This is a genomic window from Paludisphaera soli (assembly GCF_011064595.1).
Classification (GTDB): Bacteria; Planctomycetota; Planctomycetia; order Isosphaerales; family Isosphaeraceae; genus Paludisphaera; species Paludisphaera soli.
Window position 1 is genome coordinate 124,674 of sequence record NZ_JAALJI010000014.1, and the last position, 17,224, is coordinate 141,897.

At 67.8% G+C, this 17,224-nt stretch carries 13 protein-coding genes; 8 read left to right on the forward strand and 5 right to left on the reverse strand.

Annotated features, from left to right (window positions below; genetic code table 11):
• The first annotated feature begins 94 nt into the window (after nt 1–94).
• The 4 genes from scpA to G6O68_RS18190 all read left to right on the forward strand — a co-directional run bounded on the left by scpA (nt 95) and on the right by G6O68_RS18190 (nt 7,002).
• The gene (scpA, locus tag G6O68_RS18175) at nt 95–2,251 is read left to right on the forward strand and encodes a methylmalonyl-CoA mutase (RefSeq protein ID WP_165250056.1); all 2,157 of its coding nucleotides are present in this window, start codon (nt 95–97) and stop codon (nt 2,249–2,251) included.
• A gap of 160 nt (nt 2,252–2,411) precedes the next feature.
• Entirely contained in the window at nt 2,412–3,428 is a 1,017-nt protein-coding gene (gene meaB / locus G6O68_RS18180; RefSeq protein WP_165250057.1) for a methylmalonyl Co-A mutase-associated GTPase MeaB, read from the forward strand.
• A 38-nt stretch (nt 3,429–3,466) separates the two neighbouring features.
• Nucleotides 3,467–4,999: an acyl-CoA carboxylase subunit beta gene (locus tag G6O68_RS18185; RefSeq protein ID WP_165250058.1), complete on the forward strand. Its 1,533-nt coding sequence runs from the start codon at nt 3,467–3,469 to the stop codon at nt 4,997–4,999.
• Between the two features lie 14 nt (nt 5,000–5,013).
• On the forward strand, nt 5,014–7,002 hold the full coding sequence (locus G6O68_RS18190) for an acetyl-CoA carboxylase biotin carboxylase subunit (RefSeq protein WP_165250059.1): 1,989 nt from the start codon (nt 5,014–5,016) through the stop codon (nt 7,000–7,002).
• A 30-nt stretch (nt 7,003–7,032) separates the two neighbouring features.
• On the opposite strand, the gene G6O68_RS18195 is transcribed toward G6O68_RS18190, so the two are convergent.
• The gene (locus G6O68_RS18195) at nt 7,033–8,400 is read right to left on the reverse strand and encodes a hypothetical protein (RefSeq protein WP_165250060.1); all 1,368 of its coding nucleotides are present in this window, start codon (nt 8,398–8,400) and stop codon (nt 7,033–7,035) included.
• Nucleotides 8,401–8,426: 26 nt separating this feature from the next.
• Nucleotides 8,427–9,599, reverse strand: a complete 1,173-nt coding sequence (locus G6O68_RS18200; RefSeq protein ID WP_165250061.1) for an AI-2E family transporter — start codon at nt 9,597–9,599, stop codon at nt 8,427–8,429.
• A 414-nt stretch (nt 9,600–10,013) separates the two neighbouring features.
• Between G6O68_RS18200 and G6O68_RS18205 the strand changes: the two genes are divergently transcribed.
• The 4 genes from G6O68_RS18205 to G6O68_RS18220 all read left to right on the forward strand — a co-directional run bounded on the left by G6O68_RS18205 (nt 10,014) and on the right by G6O68_RS18220 (nt 14,111).
• Nucleotides 10,014–10,337 carry a DUF6793 family protein gene (locus G6O68_RS18205; protein ID WP_165250062.1) on the forward strand — a complete coding sequence of 108 codons (324 nt, stop codon included), beginning with the start codon at nt 10,014–10,016 and terminating at the stop codon, nt 10,335–10,337.
• Nucleotides 10,338–10,598: 261 nt separating this feature from the next.
• Nucleotides 10,599–11,885, forward strand: a complete 1,287-nt coding sequence (locus G6O68_RS18210; RefSeq protein ID WP_165250063.1) for a glucose-1-phosphate adenylyltransferase — start codon at nt 10,599–10,601, stop codon at nt 11,883–11,885.
• 66 nt (nt 11,886–11,951) lie between these two features.
• Complete coding sequence (locus G6O68_RS18215; RefSeq protein WP_165250064.1) at nt 11,952–12,962, forward strand: ABC transporter ATP-binding protein; 1,011 nt, start codon at nt 11,952–11,954, stop codon at nt 12,960–12,962.
• A gap of 57 nt (nt 12,963–13,019) precedes the next feature.
• Nucleotides 13,020–14,111, forward strand: coding sequence for an ABC transporter permease (locus G6O68_RS18220; RefSeq protein WP_165250065.1), 1,092 nt, complete (start codon nt 13,020–13,022; stop codon nt 14,109–14,111).
• Here G6O68_RS18220 and G6O68_RS18225 read toward each other — a convergent pair.
• The 3 genes from G6O68_RS18225 to pheA all read right to left on the reverse strand — a co-directional run bounded on the left by G6O68_RS18225 (nt 14,082) and on the right by pheA (nt 16,964).
• Nucleotides 14,082–14,789 carry a hypothetical protein gene (locus G6O68_RS18225; RefSeq protein ID WP_165250066.1) on the reverse strand — a complete coding sequence of 236 codons (708 nt, stop codon included), beginning with the start codon at nt 14,787–14,789 and terminating at the stop codon, nt 14,082–14,084. The genes G6O68_RS18220 and G6O68_RS18225 overlap by 30 nt on opposite strands.
• The gene (locus G6O68_RS18230) at nt 14,786–15,688 is read right to left on the reverse strand and encodes an aminotransferase class IV (RefSeq protein WP_165250067.1); all 903 of its coding nucleotides are present in this window, start codon (nt 15,686–15,688) and stop codon (nt 14,786–14,788) included. The genes G6O68_RS18225 and G6O68_RS18230 overlap by 4 nt, the downstream gene beginning before the upstream one ends.
• A 103-nt stretch (nt 15,689–15,791) precedes the next feature.
• On the reverse strand, nt 15,792–16,964 hold the full coding sequence (gene pheA, locus G6O68_RS18235) for a prephenate dehydratase (RefSeq protein WP_165250068.1): 1,173 nt from the start codon (nt 16,962–16,964) through the stop codon (nt 15,792–15,794).
• Between the last annotated feature and the right edge of the window lie 260 nt (nt 16,965–17,224).

The window sequence follows — 17,224 nt, forward strand, 5'->3', positions numbered from 1 at the left end:
TGCGGGGCGTTCACGCCTTCGAAAATCCGGGCGATGAAGGATATGCGCCGCGGTGATCCCCACTTCAAGCTGAGGGATGAGAGGCCCGATAACGATGAGCGAGTCATTGCCCAACTCCTCGAACCTGGGCGGCTGGGAGAAGGCCGCGGCGAAATTCGCCCCCGGGAACAAGGTCGAAAATCTCGATTGGAGGACGCCGGAAGGCGTCGACGTCAAGCCGCTGTACACCCGTCGCGACGTGGAGGGCCTGCCCTTCGCGGACACCCTCCCCGGCTTCGAGCCCTTCGTCCGCGGCCCTCAGGCGACGATGTACGCCGTCCGCCCCTGGACGATCCGCCAGTACGCCGGCTTCTCGACCGCCGAGGAATCCAACGCCTTCTACAAGCGGGCCCTGGCCGCCGGGGGCCAGGGGGTCTCGGTGGCGTTCGACCTGGCCACCCACCGCGGCTACGACTCCGACCACCCCCGCGTCCAGGGCGACGTCGGCAAGGCCGGCGTGGCGATCGACTCCGTCGAGGACATGAAGCTCCTCTTCGACGCCATCCCGCTCGACAAGGTGTCGGTCTCCATGACCATGAACGGCGCCGTCCTGCCGATCCTCGCCGGCTACATCGTCGCGGCGGAAGAGCAGGGCGTCGCGCTCGACGCGCTCTCCGGGACCATCCAGAACGACATCCTCAAGGAGTTCATGGTCCGCAATACGTACATCTATCCCCCCGAACCCTCGATGCGCATCGTCGGCGACATCATCGAGTACACGGCGCGGAAGATGCCCAAGTTCAACTCGATCTCGATCTCGGGCTATCACATGCAGGAGGCCGGCGCCACCCAGGCGCTGGAACTCGGCCTTACGCTCGCCGACGGCCAGGAGTACGTGAAGACGGCCCTCGCCAAGGGCCTCGACGTCGACGACTTCGCCGGCCGGCTGAGCTTTTTCTTCGCGGTGGGGATGAACTTCTACCTGGAAGTCGCCAAGCTCCGCGCGGCGCGGCTCCTGTGGTGGAAGATCATGAAGGGCTTCGGCCCCAAGAAGCCGAAGTCGATGATGCTCCGGACCCACTGCCAGACCTCGGGGTGGTCGCTCACCGAGCAGGACCCGTACAACAACATCGTCCGAACCACGATCGAGGCGATGGCGGCCGTGTTCGGCGGGACGCAATCGCTCCACACCAACTCGTTCGACGAGGCGATCGCGCTGCCGACGGACTTCTCGTCGCGCATCGCCCGGAACACCCAGATCATCATCCAGGAGGAGACGCACATCACCAACGTCGTCGACCCCTGGGCCGGCTCGTACATGATGGAGAAGCTGACCCAGGATCTCGCCGATAAGGCGTGGGCCGTCATCGAGGAGGTCGAGAAGCTGGGCGGCATGACCAAGGCCGTCGAATCCGGCTGGGCCAAGCTCAAGATCGAGGAATGCGCCGCCGAGAAGCAGGCGCGGATCGACTCGGGCCGCGACGTGATCGTCGGGGTGAACAAGTACCGCCTCGAGACGGAAGATCCGGTCGAGATCCGCGAGATCGACAACTCGGCCGTACGCGACTCGCAGATCGCCCGCCTCAAGGCGGTCCGCGCCTCGCGGGACGCCGAGGCCGTCCTTCGGGCGCTCGACGAGTTGACCGAGGTCGCGCGCGGCGGGGAGGGCAACCTGCTCGACGCGACGCTCAAGGCGATGCGGCTCCGGGCGACCGTCGGCGAGGTCTCCGACGCCCTGGAGAAGGTGTGGGGCCGCTTCCGGGCGAACAATCAGGTGATCTCGGGCGTGTACGGCTCGGCCTTCGGCAAGGACCACGAGTGGGAGGACCTGAAGGCCGACGTCGAAAAATTCGCCGCCGACGAAGGTCGTCGGCCGCGCGTGATGATCGCCAAGCTCGGCCAGGACGGCCACGACCGGGGCGCCAAGGTCGTCGCCACGGCGCTCGCCGACCTCGGCTTCGACATCGACATCGGCCCGCTCTTCCAGACCCCGGAGGAGGCGGCCCGGCAGGCGGTCGAGAACGACTGCCACGCCGTCGGCGTCTCCACCCTCGCCGCCGGCCACAAGACCCTCGTCCCCGCCTTGATCGCGGCGCTCAAGGAACTCGACGCCGACGACGTCTGCGTCTTCGTCGGCGGCGTCATCCCGGCCCAGGACTACGAGTTCCTGAACCAGGCCGGGGCGGTGGGGATCTTCGGGCCGGGAACTCCGATCCCGGCCTGCGCCCGCCAGATCCTCGACGCCATCCGTCGGACCCGCGTCTCGGCATGACACGGTCCGGCCCGGATCTCGGCCGATCGCGAACGGGGGCCGGGGCGAGACGACGCCCCGGCCCCCGTCGATTGACGCGGGCGGCGCCCCGGGCGGACAATCCTGTTCCATCCGGGGCCGAAGCCGCGAAGATTCCCTCCAACCCTCGAAGATCCGCTCCATGTACGACGAATCGACGCCGAGCCGCGTGACCCTGGAAGCCTCCGACCAGGCGCTCGTCGACGGGATCCTGAAGCGACATCCTCGCGCGCTGGCCAAGGCCATCACCCTCGTCGAGTCCACCCGGCCGGACCATCGTCGTCGCGCGGCGGGCTTGCTGGATGCGATCCTGCCGCACACGGGCCGCTCCATCCGGCTGGGGATCAGCGGCTCGCCGGGGGCGGGGAAGTCGACGTTCATCGAGGCCCTCGGCCTCAACCTGATCGGCCGCGGACATCGCGTCGCCGTCCTGGCCATCGACCCCTCCAGCAGCATCTCCGGCGGCTCCATTCTGGGCGACAAGACCCGGATGGAGCATCTCTCGGTGAACCCGGACGCCTATATCCGACCCTCGCCCTCACGGGGCTCGCTCGGCGGGGTCGCCGACAAGACCCGCGAGGCCATGCTGATCTGCGAGGCCGCCGGCTTCGACGTCATCCTGGTCGAGACCGTCGGCGTCGGCCAGTCGGAGACGACCGTGGCCGGCATGGTCGACGCATTCGTCCTGATCCAGCTCCCCAACGCGGGCGACGACCTCCAGGCCATCAAGAAGGGGATCGTCGAGGTCGCCGACGTGATCGTCGTGAATAAGGCCGACATCGACCCCGACGCCGCCGAGCTCGCTCGCGCTCAACTCGCCGGAGCTCTCTCGCTGCTGCGGCACGCCTCGCCGAACTGGAACCCCGTGGTCGTCGCCCTGAGCGCGGCCAGGAATCAGGGCATCGACGAGTTCTGGGGCGAGATCGAACGACTCCGCGAGGCGTTCTCGTCGTCCGGCGAGCTGGAAGCGAAGCGTCGCCGGCAGTCGGTGGACTGGATGTGGAGCCTGATCGACTCGGGGCTCCGCTCGCGGTTTCGCGAGAATCCCAGGGTGCGTCGCGACCTCGACTCCGTCAGCCGATCGGTGTCCGAAGGGGCGATGACGGCGGCGGCGGCGGCCTACCGACTGCTCGATTACGTCGAGGCCGCCGACGGCTGAGCCAACCCCTTTGATCGTCGTCCTTCGCGAGGCCGCCCATGCACGAGATCATCCGTCAGCTCGATGAGAAGCGCGCCGCGGCCCGGATGGGCGGGGGTGAGAAGCGGATCGCGGCCCAGCACGCCAAGGGCAAGCTCACCGCCCGTGAGCGGCTGGAACTCCTTCTGGATCCCGGGTCGTTCGAAGAATGGGATATGTTCAAGGGCCACCGCTGCACCGACTTCGGCATGGACGCGAACGTCGTCCCCGGGGACGGCGTGGTGACCGGCTACGGCACGATCAACGGCCGGCTCGTCTTCGTGTTCAGCCAGGACTTCACCGTCTTCGGCGGCTCGCTCTCCGAGGCGCACGCCGAGAAGATCTGCAAGATCATGGACCAGGCCGTGAACGTCGGCGCCCCGGTCATCGGCATCAACGACTCGGGCGGGGCGAGGATCCAGGAGGGCGTCGCCTCGCTCGGAGGTTACGCGGACGTCTTCCTACGCAACGTCACGGCGTCGGGCGTCGTCCCGCAGATCTCGCTCGTCATGGGCCCTTGCGCGGGCGGTGCGGTGTATTCGCCGGCGATGACCGACTTCATCTTCATGGTGAAGGACTCGTCCTACATGTTCGTCACCGGGCCGGACGTGGTGAAGACCGTCACCCACGAGTCCGTCACCCCCGAGGAGCTGGGGGGCGCCGTCACCCACACGACCCGTTCCGGTGTGGCCGATCTTGCGTTCGAGAACGACGTCGAGGCCCTCATGATGACCCGGCGCCTCTTCACGTTCCTGCCCTCGAACAATCGCGAGAGCCCGCCCGTCGTCCCGACGGAGGCGCCGGTGGACGAGGTGGACCGCTCGCTCGATTCCCTCGTCCCCGACGACCCGAATCGGCCGTACGACGTCCGCGAGCTGATCCTCAAGGTCGTCGACGAGTGGGACTTCTTCGAGCTGATGCCCGACCACGCGAAGAACATCGTCATCGGCTTCGGCCGGATCGACGGCCGGAGCGTCGGCTTCGTGGCGAACCAGCCGCTGGTGCTCGCGGGCTGCCTCGACATCAAGAGCTCCATCAAGGCCGCGCGATTCGTCCGCTTCTGCGACGCGTTCAACATCCCGATCGTGACCTTCGTCGACGTCCCGGGCTTCATGCCCGGCACGGCCCAGGAATACGGCGGGATCATCAAGCACGGCTCCAAGCTGCTCTACGCCTACGCCGAGTGCACCGCGCCGAAGGTCACGGTCATCACGAGGAAGGCCTACGGAGGCGCCTACGACGTGATGTCGTCGAAGCACCTGCGGGGCGACGTGAACCTCGCCTGGCCGTCGGCGGAGATCGCCGTCATGGGCCCCAAGGGGGCCGTCGAGATCATCTTCCGCGAGGAGAAGGGGGACCCGGACCGGCTCGCCGCGCGCGAGCGGGAATATCGCGAGAAGTTCGCCAACCCCTTCATCGCCGGCCATCGCGGGTTCATCGACGACGTGATCATGCCCCGCGAGACCCGGCGGCGGCTGGCTCGCTCGCTCGAGATGCTCCGCAAGAAGCACGTCGAACGACCCTGGCGCAAACACGGAAACATCCCCCTCTGAGCGTCGAGGCCCGAATGTTCCAGAAGATCCTGATCGCCAACCGCGGGGAGATCGCCTGCCGGATCCTGCGCACGGCCCGCGCGATGGGGATCGCCACGGTCGCGGTCTACTCCGAGGCCGACAGGGACGCGCTCCACGTCGAGCTTTCCGATGAAGCGATCGCGATCGGGCCGCCGCCGCCTCGCGAGTCGTATCTCGACATCGACCGGATCGTCACGGCCTGCCGCTCGACGGGCGCGCAGGCGGTCCATCCGGGCTACGGATTCCTCTCGGAGAATGACGCGTTCGTGCGGCGGCTCGAAGCCGAGCGGATCGTCTTCATCGGCCCGGGTTCCGAAGCCATCGCCGCGATGGGCGACAAGATCGCTTCCAAGCGGATCGCCCGAGCGGCCGGCGTGAACGTCATCCCCGGGCACGACCAGGCGATCGGCTCGGCGAGCGAGGCGGTCCAGATCGCACGCGAGGTCGGATATCCGTTGATGATCAAGGCCTCGGCGGGCGGCGGCGGCAAGGGCCTGCGGATCGCACGCGACGAAGGCTCGTTCGTCGAGCAGTTCGACGCCTGCCGCGCCGAGGCCGCCGGGGCTTTCGGCGACGATCGGATCTTCCTGGAACGGTACATCGAGAACCCCCGTCATATCGAGATCCAGGTTCTCGCCGACTCGTTCGGGAGCACCGTGCATCTCGGCGAACGCGAGTGCTCGCTCCAGCGCCGGCATCAGAAGGTCGTCGAGGAGGCCCCGTCCCCATTCCTGGACGATGCCACGCGAGCGGCGATGGGCGAGCAGGCCGTGGCGCTCGCCAGGGCGGTCGGCTATCGCTCCGCCGGCACGGTCGAGTTCGTCGTGGCGAAGGATCGCCGCTTCTACTTCCTGGAGATGAACACGAGGCTCCAGGTCGAGCATCCCGTCACCGAAATGATCACCGGCCTCGATCTGGTGGAGCAGATGATCCGGATCGCCGCCGGCGAGCCCCTGGGGTTCACCCAGGAGCAGGTGCGAAGGGACGGATGGGCCGTCGAGTGCCGGATCAACGCGGAGGACCCGTCCCGCAACTTCCTGCCGTCCACCGGCCGCCTCGTCCGATACCAGCCTCCGGAGGACGAGTCGCGTTCGATCCGCGTCGATACGGGAGTGGTCGAGGGGGACGAGGTCCCGATTCACTACGACTCGATGATCGCCAAGGTGATCACCCACGGCTGGTCCCGCGGGGAGGCCCTCGCGAGGATTCACCAGGCTCTCGACGCCTTCCTGATCCGGGGCGTCGCGTCCAATCTCGCCTTCCAGGCCCGGCTGACCCGCCATCCCCGATTCCTCGCGGGAGATTTCGACACCGGCCTCATCCACGAGAGTTATCCCGATGGGTTCCAGCACGCGACCCCGACTGCAGAGGAATCAATCCTGCTGGCCGGCGTCGCCGCCTACGCGCGTCGCCGCTACATCAAGCGGGCGACCGCGACCAGCGGCCAGCTCAAGGGCCATGCCCGTCGCGTGGACGCCGACTGGGTCGTGCTCATGCCCGAGGGACGCGTCGAGCTGGGGGTCTTCCTGGAAGACCAGGGCTGCCAGATCCTGCACGGGGGCGTGGTTCATCATCTCCGAACCCAGTGGAGGCTCGGCGAGTTCCTCCTCAAGGGGACCTGGGACGGCGATCCCATCTGCGTGCAGGTCGAACGATCTGGCCTCAACTATCGCATCGCTCATCGCGGGCTGCAGGTCGACGCCATGGTCATGACTGCCAGGGCCGCCGAGTTGCTTGCCCTCATGCCCACGAAGGCCCCCCCGGACCTTTCCAAGCTCCTCCTGTCGCCCATGCCCGGGCTGCTCGTCGAGGTCGCCGCGGCCCCCGGTCGATCCGTCCGCGCGGGGGAGAACCTGGCGATCGTCGAGGCGATGAAGATGCGGAACGTCCTCAGGGCTGAACGCGACGGCCTCGTGGCCGAGGTCCTCGCAAACCCCGGCGACAGCCTGGCCGTCGATCAACCGATCCTGCGGTTCGAGTGAGCCGGTCGGACGCGGGCGAACGTCCGGTATTCACAACCGATTCGGAGTCGTATCGGTGAGGCTGGACCGAATGAACCCGGAATCGGCGGGGGCTTCGTAATCGATCCCGGCCAGGTCGGGCGTGTCGATCCGGCGGGAGCCCTGGATCCGGCTCTCCAGCGCCACGTCGAGGATCCCGCCGGAAAGCAAGGTCCGCCGGACGGGGTAGGGGGGGGCCGCTTCCCGGAAGAAGTCCTCGATCCGCAGCACCAGCGGGTTGAAGAAGCTGGCCCCGGGGGGAGCTGGGAGATAGGTCAGGGTCGAGGCGATCGTGTCCCTCCCCTGGGCGTCGACGGTGCGGACCGCCACCGTGGTGTCGTCGACGTGGCCGTTGAGGATCAGGACCGTCCCCCTCAGGCCGTCGACGTATTCCACCACGAAGGCGACCGGCCGATCGAGGATCGTCGCGGCGTCGCGCACGCCCGGCCGCTTGAAATCCTGCGTGTTCCGGCGGACGTCGCCGGGGTTGACCGTGTTGCTCCGGCCCAGCGCCTGCGCGAGCAGCTCCCACGACCAGACCCCCTTGTCGCCGGCCTCCCAGACGGCGTCGCCTTCGAGGCACGTGACGGCCGCCACGCCCTGGGGCTTGCCGCGCCGATCGCGACGTTCGGCCATGCACTGGAGGACTTCCAGCGCGTGAAACCCGAAAATCTCCAAGTTCCCGCGCGATGCGACGAGGACCTCGCTCATCGGCCGGCGCAGGGGGATCTCCAGCTCGGGCCGACGCCAGGTGATCGGCAGGCTGGACCCGGCCATGAGCGGGACCTTCATCGCCTCCGCCTGGTCGACCATCTCCGCCGCCTCGTCCCGCCTGTAGGAGAGATGCTTGTCTACGAAGACCGGCACCACCCGGCCCGAAGTGCGGAAGACGTCGAGGACCTCCCGAAAGTAGCGGCCCCGCGGATAGAGCTTCTGGAGCTTTTCGTTGATCGGGTAATCGCCGTGCTCGGCGATCAGCAGGACGCCATCGACCGCCAGGCCCCCGGTCCCCAGCGTCAGGGCGTCGGCGATGGTCGGGGAGAGGCGGACGCCGTGCCTCGCGGCCTTCGCTCGTCCCAGATCGGTGTCGTCGGCGACCTGTTCGATGAAGAGGCTGGCGATCTCGAACGGCGGCCTGTGCAGGTTCTGCTCCGGCGAGCGCCCCGGCCCGCCGTCGTAGACCGGGAATCCGTCGAGGAACCGACCGACGATGTGATAGGCGTGAGAGAGGTAGAAGTACGTCGAGGCGAGGGCCGCGATCCTCGGCGGACGAGCGGGTTCCTGGGCCCCGCCCCCCGACCTCGGGGCGACACCGCCCGCCAATCCGGCCGCGAGTCCGACACCTTCCAGAAACGTGCGGCGCGACGATCCCGATCTCACGACGGCTCCTCCTCGATGCGGACGTTTCAGGACCGGGTCGCCCCGACGCCGTCGGCCTTGTCGACGACGGTCGCCGGGGTCGTGGGCTTCGCCGGAGCCGTCGAAGGGGCCTCGTCGAGCGAGCCTTCCAGGGCGGTCGGCGACTGCCAGTCGACGCTCATGAGTTCGGCCCAGCGATTCAGCTCGGGGACGGTCTGGCAGACGATCTTCAGGGTCGCGGTGAACGGCATCGCGAGCACCAGGCCCGGGAGCCCCCAGATGTACCCCCAGAACAAGCAAGCGATCAGCACGGTCGTGCCGTTCAGGTCGAGCGACTTGCCCATGACCAGGGGCGTCACGACGTAGCCTTCCACCCCCAGGACCGCCAGGTACATCGAGGCCACGATCAGGGCGTCGCCCAGCGAGCCGGTCTGTCCCAGCGCGATCAGGGCCGGCAGGGCCCCACCCGCGAGCTGGCCGATATAGGGGATGTAGTTGGTCACGGCGGCGAACAGCCCGAGCGGGAGCGCAAAGTTCACGCCGAGCAGCCAGAGGCCGAGCGCCACGACCAGCCCGACCCCAAGATTGATGAGCGTCCGTGCGATCAGGTAGGCGCGGACCTTCCGCGTCACCTGATCCAGGATCGATCGCGCGTTGCGCGACGATTCCGGGGTCCGGGCGAAGAACCGGAGCACCTTGGTCGTGAGCATCTCGCTCTCGATCAGCAGGAAGATCACCAGGACCAGGACGATGAACCCCTGGACGACCCAGGTGGTGAAGTCCGACAGCCCGAGGCTCAGCTTCTCGATCAAGAGGGCCCGGTTGGTGTCGCCCAGGCGGTCGATGGTCCCTGGCTCGGGCAGGATGACGCGGAGCGAGGGCTGATCCCGGATCAGGTCGGTGAGACGGCCGCTGAGCTGACCCGCCAGCCGCTCCAGGTCCGACGGCAGGGTGTTCGCCGCATGGATCAGGCTCTCGGCGGCCAGGCTGGCGAGGTAGACGCCGCCGAGCACGAGCAGCAGGAAGACCGTCAGGACCCCGAACGGCCCGTAGGAGAGCCTCCGCCGGAAGAACGAGGCGAGCGGCGAGAGGATCGAGGCCAGGACTAGCGCGAAGGCGATCGGCGCCAGGATCGTCTTCAGCAGGTAGAGCGCGCCGATGACGCCGAGGACGGCCAGGATCACCTGAGACGAGGTGGCGTACTTCGCCGCTCGATCCAAGAGGACTCTCCCGGGTCGGAGTTCAAAGGGGCGGTCGTGGATCCCCGCGCGACGGCGGACCGTTCCATCATCGGGCCCCCGGCCGCCGGCCGCAAGCCCGCCGTCCCGGGCCCGGGTGCGATCCACGCATCTTGAAATCCGAATCATCCCCCGGGGCCGGCCGCACGCGAGGAGGCCCGCCCTCCGCCGCCCCGGACGCGCGAATCGGCCGGGCGTGACGACATTCCCCAAGGGGCCCGAATTGAGGGAACTCCGGCTGGCATCGCGCCGGCCCCTCAAGCCGCCCCCCAGCCCCTTTGACCGGGCCCGGCGGGGGGAGTACGATCCATAGGAGATGACAAGACGATCGCGGCGGGGACGTCCCAGGCCCGCCCTGGATCCTTCCTCGATTTCTCGTGCGAAAGGGAGCGGATCATGCCTCTCTTCGAGGTCGAAACGACGTCGCATATCATGATTGCATCCGCGGACGACGAGGACTCGGCCCGGACGTTCGCCCAGGCGAACTATCCCGCCGAGGAGATCCTCCGCGTGGCGCATCGCCCCCGCGACGCCTGGGTGATTTCCAAGAACCTGCTCGGCGTCCAGTCCGACGTCGACCCCTGCTCCACGGCCCGCGAGTGCCTCGCCAACGCGGCGGGGGACAAGCTGCACGCCGTCCGCCTCTACATGCAGAAGACGGGCGTCGACCTCGAGAAGGCCCGCAAGGTCGTCGAGTCGAACATGTCGCGGGGATGGTGAACCCGCGGGCGGTCGTCGGACTGTCCGTCGATCGTCCTCGCGACCGCCTCGCCTGCGCTCGGGGTCCGATCATATTACGCCCGCCCGCCGGCCCCTCGACGTGGCCGGCGTGGGGGCGGGCCAGGCCCTCGCCACGCTTCCCGGCGCGAGAATTGTAAGACGAAGCCTCGGACGCAGAGTCGAAGCCGTCACGAAGTCCAAAGCCGCATCCGCGGCCGTCGTACCACGCGACGGTTCGCCTCGCCCTTGAAGGAGGGTTCCATGCCTCGGGTCATCTCGTTGATCTTGGGCGGCGGGAGGGGCACTCGCCTCTACCCGCTCACCAAGTCGCGGAGCAAGCCCGCGGTGCCCATCGCCGGGAAGTATCGTCTCATCGACATCCCCGTGTCGAACTGCATTCACTCCGGGCTGCACCGCATTTTCGTCGTCACCCAGTTCAATTCCGTGAGCCTCCACCGGCACATCTACAACACCTACAAGTTCGACCCGTTCGAGGGGGGGTTCGTCGAGATCCTGGCCGCGCAGCAGACGATGCAGAACGAGTCCTGGTATCAGGGCACGGCCGACGCCGTCCGCCGCAACATCCCCTACTTCACCGACAGGGACTACGACCTGGTCCTGATCCTCTCGGGCGACCAGCTCTATCGGATGAACTTCCAGGAGATGATCAAGACCCACGTCGAGAGCAAGGCCGTCGCCACGATCGCCGCCCTTCCGGTGCCGGAGTCCGAGGCCCGCTCTTGCGGCATCATGCGGATCCAGGCCGACGGCCGGGTCATCGACTTCGAGGAGAAGCCCAAAACCCAGGAGAAGCTGAGCCGGGTCCGCACCGATCCCAACTGGCTCGACAAGCTCGGGCTCAAGGCCCAGGGCCGTCCGTACCTCGCCAGCATGGGGATCTACGTCTTCAACAGGAAGACGCTCGTCGACCTCCTGACCTCCAGCACCACGACCGATTTCGGCCACGAGCTGCTCCCGCAGCTCCTCAGCCAGCAGCGCGTGCAGGCGCACCTGTTCGACGGCTACTGGGAGGACATCGGGACCGTCGGGGCTTTTCACCAGGCCAACATCGACCTGACCCTGGACCACCCCCCGTTCGATTTCACGGTCGGCGAGCAGCCGATCTTCACGAGGCCCCGCTACCTCCCCAGCTCGCGGATCCTCGGGGCGACCGTCCGCAACAGCCTGATCTGCGACGGCTGCGTGATCGGTCGTGGATCGGTCATCGAGAACTCCGTCATCGGCGTCCGCTCGATCATCGGCGACAACGTGACCATCCGCGACTCCTACCTGATGGGCTCCGACTGGTACGAACAGGCCGCCGACGTGAGGCAGAACCAGGGCGAAGGGCTCGTCAACCTCGGCGTCGGGGCGGGCTCGGTCATCGAACGCGCCATCGTCGACAAGAATTCCCGGATCGGCCGCAACGTCAAGGTCCTCAACGAGACCGGCATCGTCGACTCGGAAGAGTGCTCGACCCACGTCATCCGGGACGGCGTCGTCGTGGTCCCCCGGAACACGGTCTTGCACGAGGGCTTCGGCGTCTGACCCGAGTCGGCGTCCGACGACGCCGGCGCGGGGAAGAGACGCACGAGGCCGCAGGAGGAGGACGGAGTGGCGACGGAGTCGGCGATTCGCGTCAAGGATTTACGCAAGCAGTACCCCGGCCGCGACGGGCCCATCGACGCCGTCGCCGGCGTCGACCTGGAGATCCGTCGCGGCGAGTGTTTCGGCCTGCTCGGTCCCAATGGGGCCGGCAAGACCACGACCGTCGAGATTCTGGAAGGCCTCAATCGACCAACTTCGGGAGATGTGGAGGTCCTCGGTCTTCGCTGGGAGCAGGACGCCCCCGCCATTCGCGAGCGGATCGGCGTCACGCTTCAGGAAACGAGGTTCCCGGAGAAGGAGACCGTCCGGGAACTTCTGACAGTCTTTCGCAGCTTCTACGGCCACGGATTGACGGTGGAGGAGGCGATCGCACGGGTCTCGCTGGAGACCAAGGCCAATGCGCTGGTCGAGCAGCTCTCGGGCGGCCAGCAGCAGCGGCTGGCGGTGGCCGTCGGGCTCATCGGCGACCCCGACATCCTCTTCCTGGACGAGCCGACGACGGGCCTCGACCCGCAGTCGCGACGCCAGCTCTGGGACGTCATCCTCGACCTTCGCGGTCGGGGCCGGACCGTGCTCCTGACGACGCACTACATGGACGAGGCCGAGCGGCTCTGCGACCGGGTCGCAGTCATCGACCACGGCCGGATCATCGCGCTCGGGTCGCCGGCCGAGCTGATCACCCGGCTCGGCGGCGAGCACGTCGTGGAGTTCGCCGTCGGCGAGGGGGATTCGCTGGACCTCTCCGCGATCGGCGGCCTCGACTCGGTGCTCGCGGCCCGGGCCGAGGCCGACGGCTACTCGCTGACCGTCGGCGAACCTCACCTGGCCATCCCGGCCCTCCTCGAAAGCCTGGCGACGAGCGGTCGGCCCCTCGCCCGCCTGACGACCCGGCACGTGAGCCTGGAGGACGTGTTCGTCTCGCTGACGGGGCGTCACCTGCGTGAGGACGAGGTGGTCGAGCCGGAAGCCGAACCCCGAGGGGGTCGCCGCGGCCGCCGCCGACGCGCCGCCCGCTGACCAACCCCCGCGGCCAGTCCAGGCCCGCGCAACGACGTGTCGCATTAAGGATCGTGCATGCTTCGCCACTCGCCCTTCTTCCAGCTCTACCTCGCACGCCTGCGCGAGTTCATCCGCCAGCCCGCGAGGATCTTCTGGGTCTACGGCTTCCCGATGCTCCTGGCGATCGTCCTGGGCTACGCCTTCCAGAGCCGACCGCCCGCGCCGGTCGAGGTCGACGTCGTCGCCGGCCCCGCGAGGGCCGGGATCGAGGAGGCCGTCGCCGCGCATAACGCGAGGCTCGCGGACGCGGGGTCGGCTTCCCTCGGCGCCACTTCCGGAGTGATCCTCCACGTCCACCCGGAAGCCGAGGCCCTGAATCGACTGAGGACGGGGCGGACGCCGGTCGTGGTCATGCCAGAGGAAGACGGCGGATTCTCCTACCGATATGACCCGACGCGCCCGGAGTCCGCGGCCGCCCGCCGGGCCGTCGATGAGGTCCTCCAGCGAGCCGCGGGCCGGGTCGACCCGATCGCGACCCGCGACGTCCTGGTGACGGAACCCGGCTCGCGGTACATCGATTTCCTCATCCCGGGGCTGATCGGACTGAACGCGATGGGGGGCGGCCTGTGGGGGGTGGGCTTCTTCCTGGTCAACATGCGGATCGCGAAGCTGCTGAAGTGCTTCGTCGCCACCCCCATGCCGCGGCGCGACTTCCTGGGCGCGATCCTGGCGGCCCGGCTCACGTTCCTGCTGCCCGACCTGGCTGTGCTCCTGCTCCTGGGCGTGTTGGCCTTCCACATGCCGATCCGGGGCAGCCTGGCCCTGGTGATCCTGCTGGACGTGGTGGGAGCCCTGGCTTTCGCGGGACTCGGGCTGCTGATCGCCAGCCGGGCTTCGACGACTGAGACCGTGAGCGGCCTCATGAACCTCGTCATGCTGCCGATGTGGCTCCTGTCGGGCGTCTTCTTCTCGGCCGACCGCTTCCCGGCGGTCGTCCAGCCGATCATCCAGGCCTTGCCGCTGACGCAGCTCGTCGGGGGCTTAAGGCTGGTCCTTCTGGAAGGGGCCGGGCTCGGCCGATTCGAGGTCGCTCGCGCCCTGGCGATCCTCGCCGCCTGGGCGGTCGGGACCTTCTGGCTAGCCTTGCGACTGTTCAAATGGTCGTGAGTCGGGCCCGAGCTCGGGCGGCCGTCGGAACGTGGGCCGTTTGAAGACCAAGGCCAGGTCGCGGAGACGCCCCCGCGTCCACGTCGGCCCCGGGAGCGCGGGAATCGTGGGCTCGTCGAGGACGTGGCCGAGGAACGTCGCCTTGGCCAGGATCTCGACGTCCACGAACGACGAGCCCGATTGCAGCGGGATCTCCCGTAGCTTCTCGGCGCGGTGCAGTCTCATCGTCGAGTGGACGTCGGCCACGGGCACGCCCAGCACGATCCGACGGACGATGCGAGCGAGGGCCCGCCACGCGGCGGCCGGAGGATTCGCGGACCGACCCCCGACGACGTGATCCGCCTGATCGAGGCCCTTGAGCAACGGCTCCCAGTGCTCGCGCGACGGCGGCCTCTCGGCGCGGCAGATTGCGACGATCGGCTGAGCCGAAGCGTCGAGGAACCGGCGAATCTGCTCACCGATCTGTGGTTCCGCGCCGTCGACGACCTCGGTGACGACCTCGACCGTTCGCCCCTCGGCCCTCAGCCAATCGACGCCGGCCTCCCAGGCCGAGGGGTCGGGATTCACCGCGGCGAAATCCCTCAGGACGAGGAGGTCGATCCCCACAGGGCCCAGGGGCTCGCGGTGGAAATGCAACGCGAAGGGATCGTCCGCGTCGAATGGCTCTGAAGTCGTCATGAGGCGGTCGCCGGGGCTTTCCTCATGCCGGGGGAGGGCCTTTCGGCGAGCCAGGCTTCAAGCTCCTCCACATAGGCGGCCTGGAGCTTCGCCGCGATGGGGCCGGGTGAGCCGGCGCCGATCGGCACGCCGTCGACTGTCGCCACCGGCATGATCTCGGTCGAGGTTCCGACCAGGATTGCCTCGTCGGCGGCCTGGAGCTCGGCGAGCGTCACGCGCGTCTCGACGAACGGGATCCCCACCTTCGCGGCGAGACGGACGGTGAGGTGGCGAGTCATGCCGATCAGGATCTCGGGCCCCTCCGGAGTGGCCTCGATCCGACCGTCCCGAACCCATAGGAGCGAGGTGTGGGTCGCCTCGGTGACGTAGCCGGCCGCGTCGATCAGGACGGCCTCGTACGCCCCCTCGCGATGCGCGGAGTCGTTGGCCAGGACGTTTCCGAGCAGGTTCGTGGTCTTGATGTCGCAGCGCTTCCAGCGGATGTCGGGCCGGCTGACGATCGGCACGCCCGTCTTGCGGAGCGCGGCCGAGGGAGCGTCGTCGTAGGGACGGACGATGATGACCTCGGTCGGCGGGACAGGAGGATTTGGGAAAGCGTGGGTCCGGGGAGCGACCCCTCGGGTCACCTGGACGTAGACCAGCCCTTCCTTCACGAAGCTCGCCCGGATCGTCCTGTAGATTCGCTCCACGAGGAGATCGAGGTCATACGGAGGAAACTCCAGCTCCTTGAGGCTCCGTTTCAGCCGGGCCAGGTGGTCGGATTCAAGCCAGCACCGGCCGTCGTAGATCCGGCAGACCTCGTAGACCGAATCGCCGAACAGGAAGCCCCGATCGTAGATCGGCACCGTCGCCTGCTCCGGCACCATCAGTTTCCCGTTGACGCAAGCCAAATCGCCCATCCAACCGATCCTTTCGCATGTCGATATCCGCCGCACTCCCTGCGACAGGATACCGACGCGACGCGGACGGCGACAATCCGGCCTGGCCGCGGAATGGGGGGGATTAGCTCTCGATGACCTCGCTGCGGGGGTAAGACCCGAGGACGTCGAGCCGTTCGCATCGTCGACGGATCGTCTCGACGGCCTTCTGGACGAGCGCGTCCTCGATATGGCCCTCGATGTCGAGGAAGAACAGGTAGGCGGGGTTCTTGTCGCCGGCCGCGGCTGGGATGGGGAAGGACTCGATCCAGGTCATGTTGACGCCGAGCTTCTCCAGCGGGGCGATGGTCTTGACCAGGGAGCCGGGATCATTCGGGATGCGAGCCATCAGCGTGGTCTTGTCCCGCCCGGTGCGCGTCTCGGGGGTCTCGGCGATCACGGCGAATCGGGTCACGTTGTTGGCCTGGTCCTCGATGTTCTCGGCCAGCAGATTGAGCCGATACGCCTGGGCTGCCGGCTTGCTCGCCACGGCCCCGGCGAATTCCTCGCGCTGGGCCAACTCGGCGGCGGCGGCCGTGGAAACGACCTCGATCTTCGCGGCCTGCGGGAGGTTTTTGCCGAGCCAGTTCCGGCACTGGGAGAGGGCCTGCGACTTCGAATAGACCCGACGCATCTGGCTCCACTCGCAACGCCCCAACAGGCAGTGGTGGATCCTCAGGCGGACCTCGGCCCGGATCTTGAGGTTCGGCAGCTTGGTGAACATGTCGAGCGTGTCGGCGATGCGTCCGTCGGTCGAGTTCTCGAGCGGCACGATCCCGAACTGGACGTGCCGACGGTTCACCTCCTCGAACACCGCCGCGATCGAACCGACCGACACATGCTCGACGGCCTCGCCGAACTTGGCGACCGAAGCCAGGTGGCTGTAGCTATATTTGGGCCCCAGGCACGCAACCCGGAGGGTGCGTTGCAAGGCCCGGGTGCCGCTCATCAATTCGCGAAAGATCAGGCGGAGAGTGTCCTGCGGCAGCGGCCCATGGCTGGCCCCCAGCACCTTGGCCAGGACCTCCTCCTCGCGGGCCGCCGAGAAGACCTCCAACCCGTTTGAACTCTTGACCTTGCCGATCTGGACCGCGATCTCCGCACGTCGATTCAGGATCGCCACCAGGTCCTTGTCGAGGCGGTCGATCTCGCTTCGCAGCGAAGCCAGCGAAGGCGACTTCTTGGGATCCGCGGGCTCGGCCGCCGGTCCGGTCGACGCGGCGGTGGGACGGGCGGGCGTGGGGGACTTACGGGCCATCGGTTCACTCTGAGAGAGACGATCGAATCGGGATGGCGGGCGAAGGCGTCCTAGATCAGGTCGCGGGCTGGACCCGATTCAGGCCGCCGGGGAACCTTTAACGCCCCCCGACTCTCGACGCAAGGTTCATAGTCATAAGGTATTAAAAGAAAAGTCCAACCCTGTCAAGTTATTTCCGAAGCCACCGCTGATGGATTCTAAACCGTGCTCGGACCGCCTATGATGGTGGGGGTGTGTTCGGTCTCTACTCCAGGTTCTCT

Bases quoted from the DNA above. Each gene is read 5' to 3' on its own strand.
- scpA (WP_165250056.1), top strand. From the start codon at position 95: ATGAGCGAGTCATTGCCCAACTCCTCGAACCTGGGCGGCTGGGAGAAG.
- meaB (WP_165250057.1), top strand. From the start codon at position 2,412: ATGTACGACGAATCGACGCCGAGCCGCGTGACCCTGGAAGCCTCCGAC.
- G6O68_RS18185 (WP_165250058.1), top strand. From the start codon at position 3,467: ATGCACGAGATCATCCGTCAGCTCGATGAGAAGCGCGCCGCGGCCCGG.
- G6O68_RS18190 (WP_165250059.1), top strand. From the start codon at position 5,014: ATGTTCCAGAAGATCCTGATCGCCAACCGCGGGGAGATCGCCTGCCGG.
- G6O68_RS18205 (WP_165250062.1), top strand. From the start codon at position 10,014: ATGCCTCTCTTCGAGGTCGAAACGACGTCGCATATCATGATTGCATCC.
- G6O68_RS18210 (WP_165250063.1), top strand. From the start codon at position 10,599: ATGCCTCGGGTCATCTCGTTGATCTTGGGCGGCGGGAGGGGCACTCGC.
- G6O68_RS18220 (WP_165250065.1), top strand. From the start codon at position 13,020: ATGCTTCGCCACTCGCCCTTCTTCCAGCTCTACCTCGCACGCCTGCGC.
- G6O68_RS18225 (WP_165250066.1), bottom strand. From the start codon at position 14,789: ATGACGACTTCAGAGCCATTCGACGCGGACGATCCCTTCGCGTTGCAT.
- G6O68_RS18230 (WP_165250067.1), bottom strand. From the start codon at position 15,688: ATGGGCGATTTGGCTTGCGTCAACGGGAAACTGATGGTGCCGGAGCAG.
- pheA (WP_165250068.1), bottom strand. From the start codon at position 16,964: ATGGCCCGTAAGTCCCCCACGCCCGCCCGTCCCACCGCCGCGTCGACC.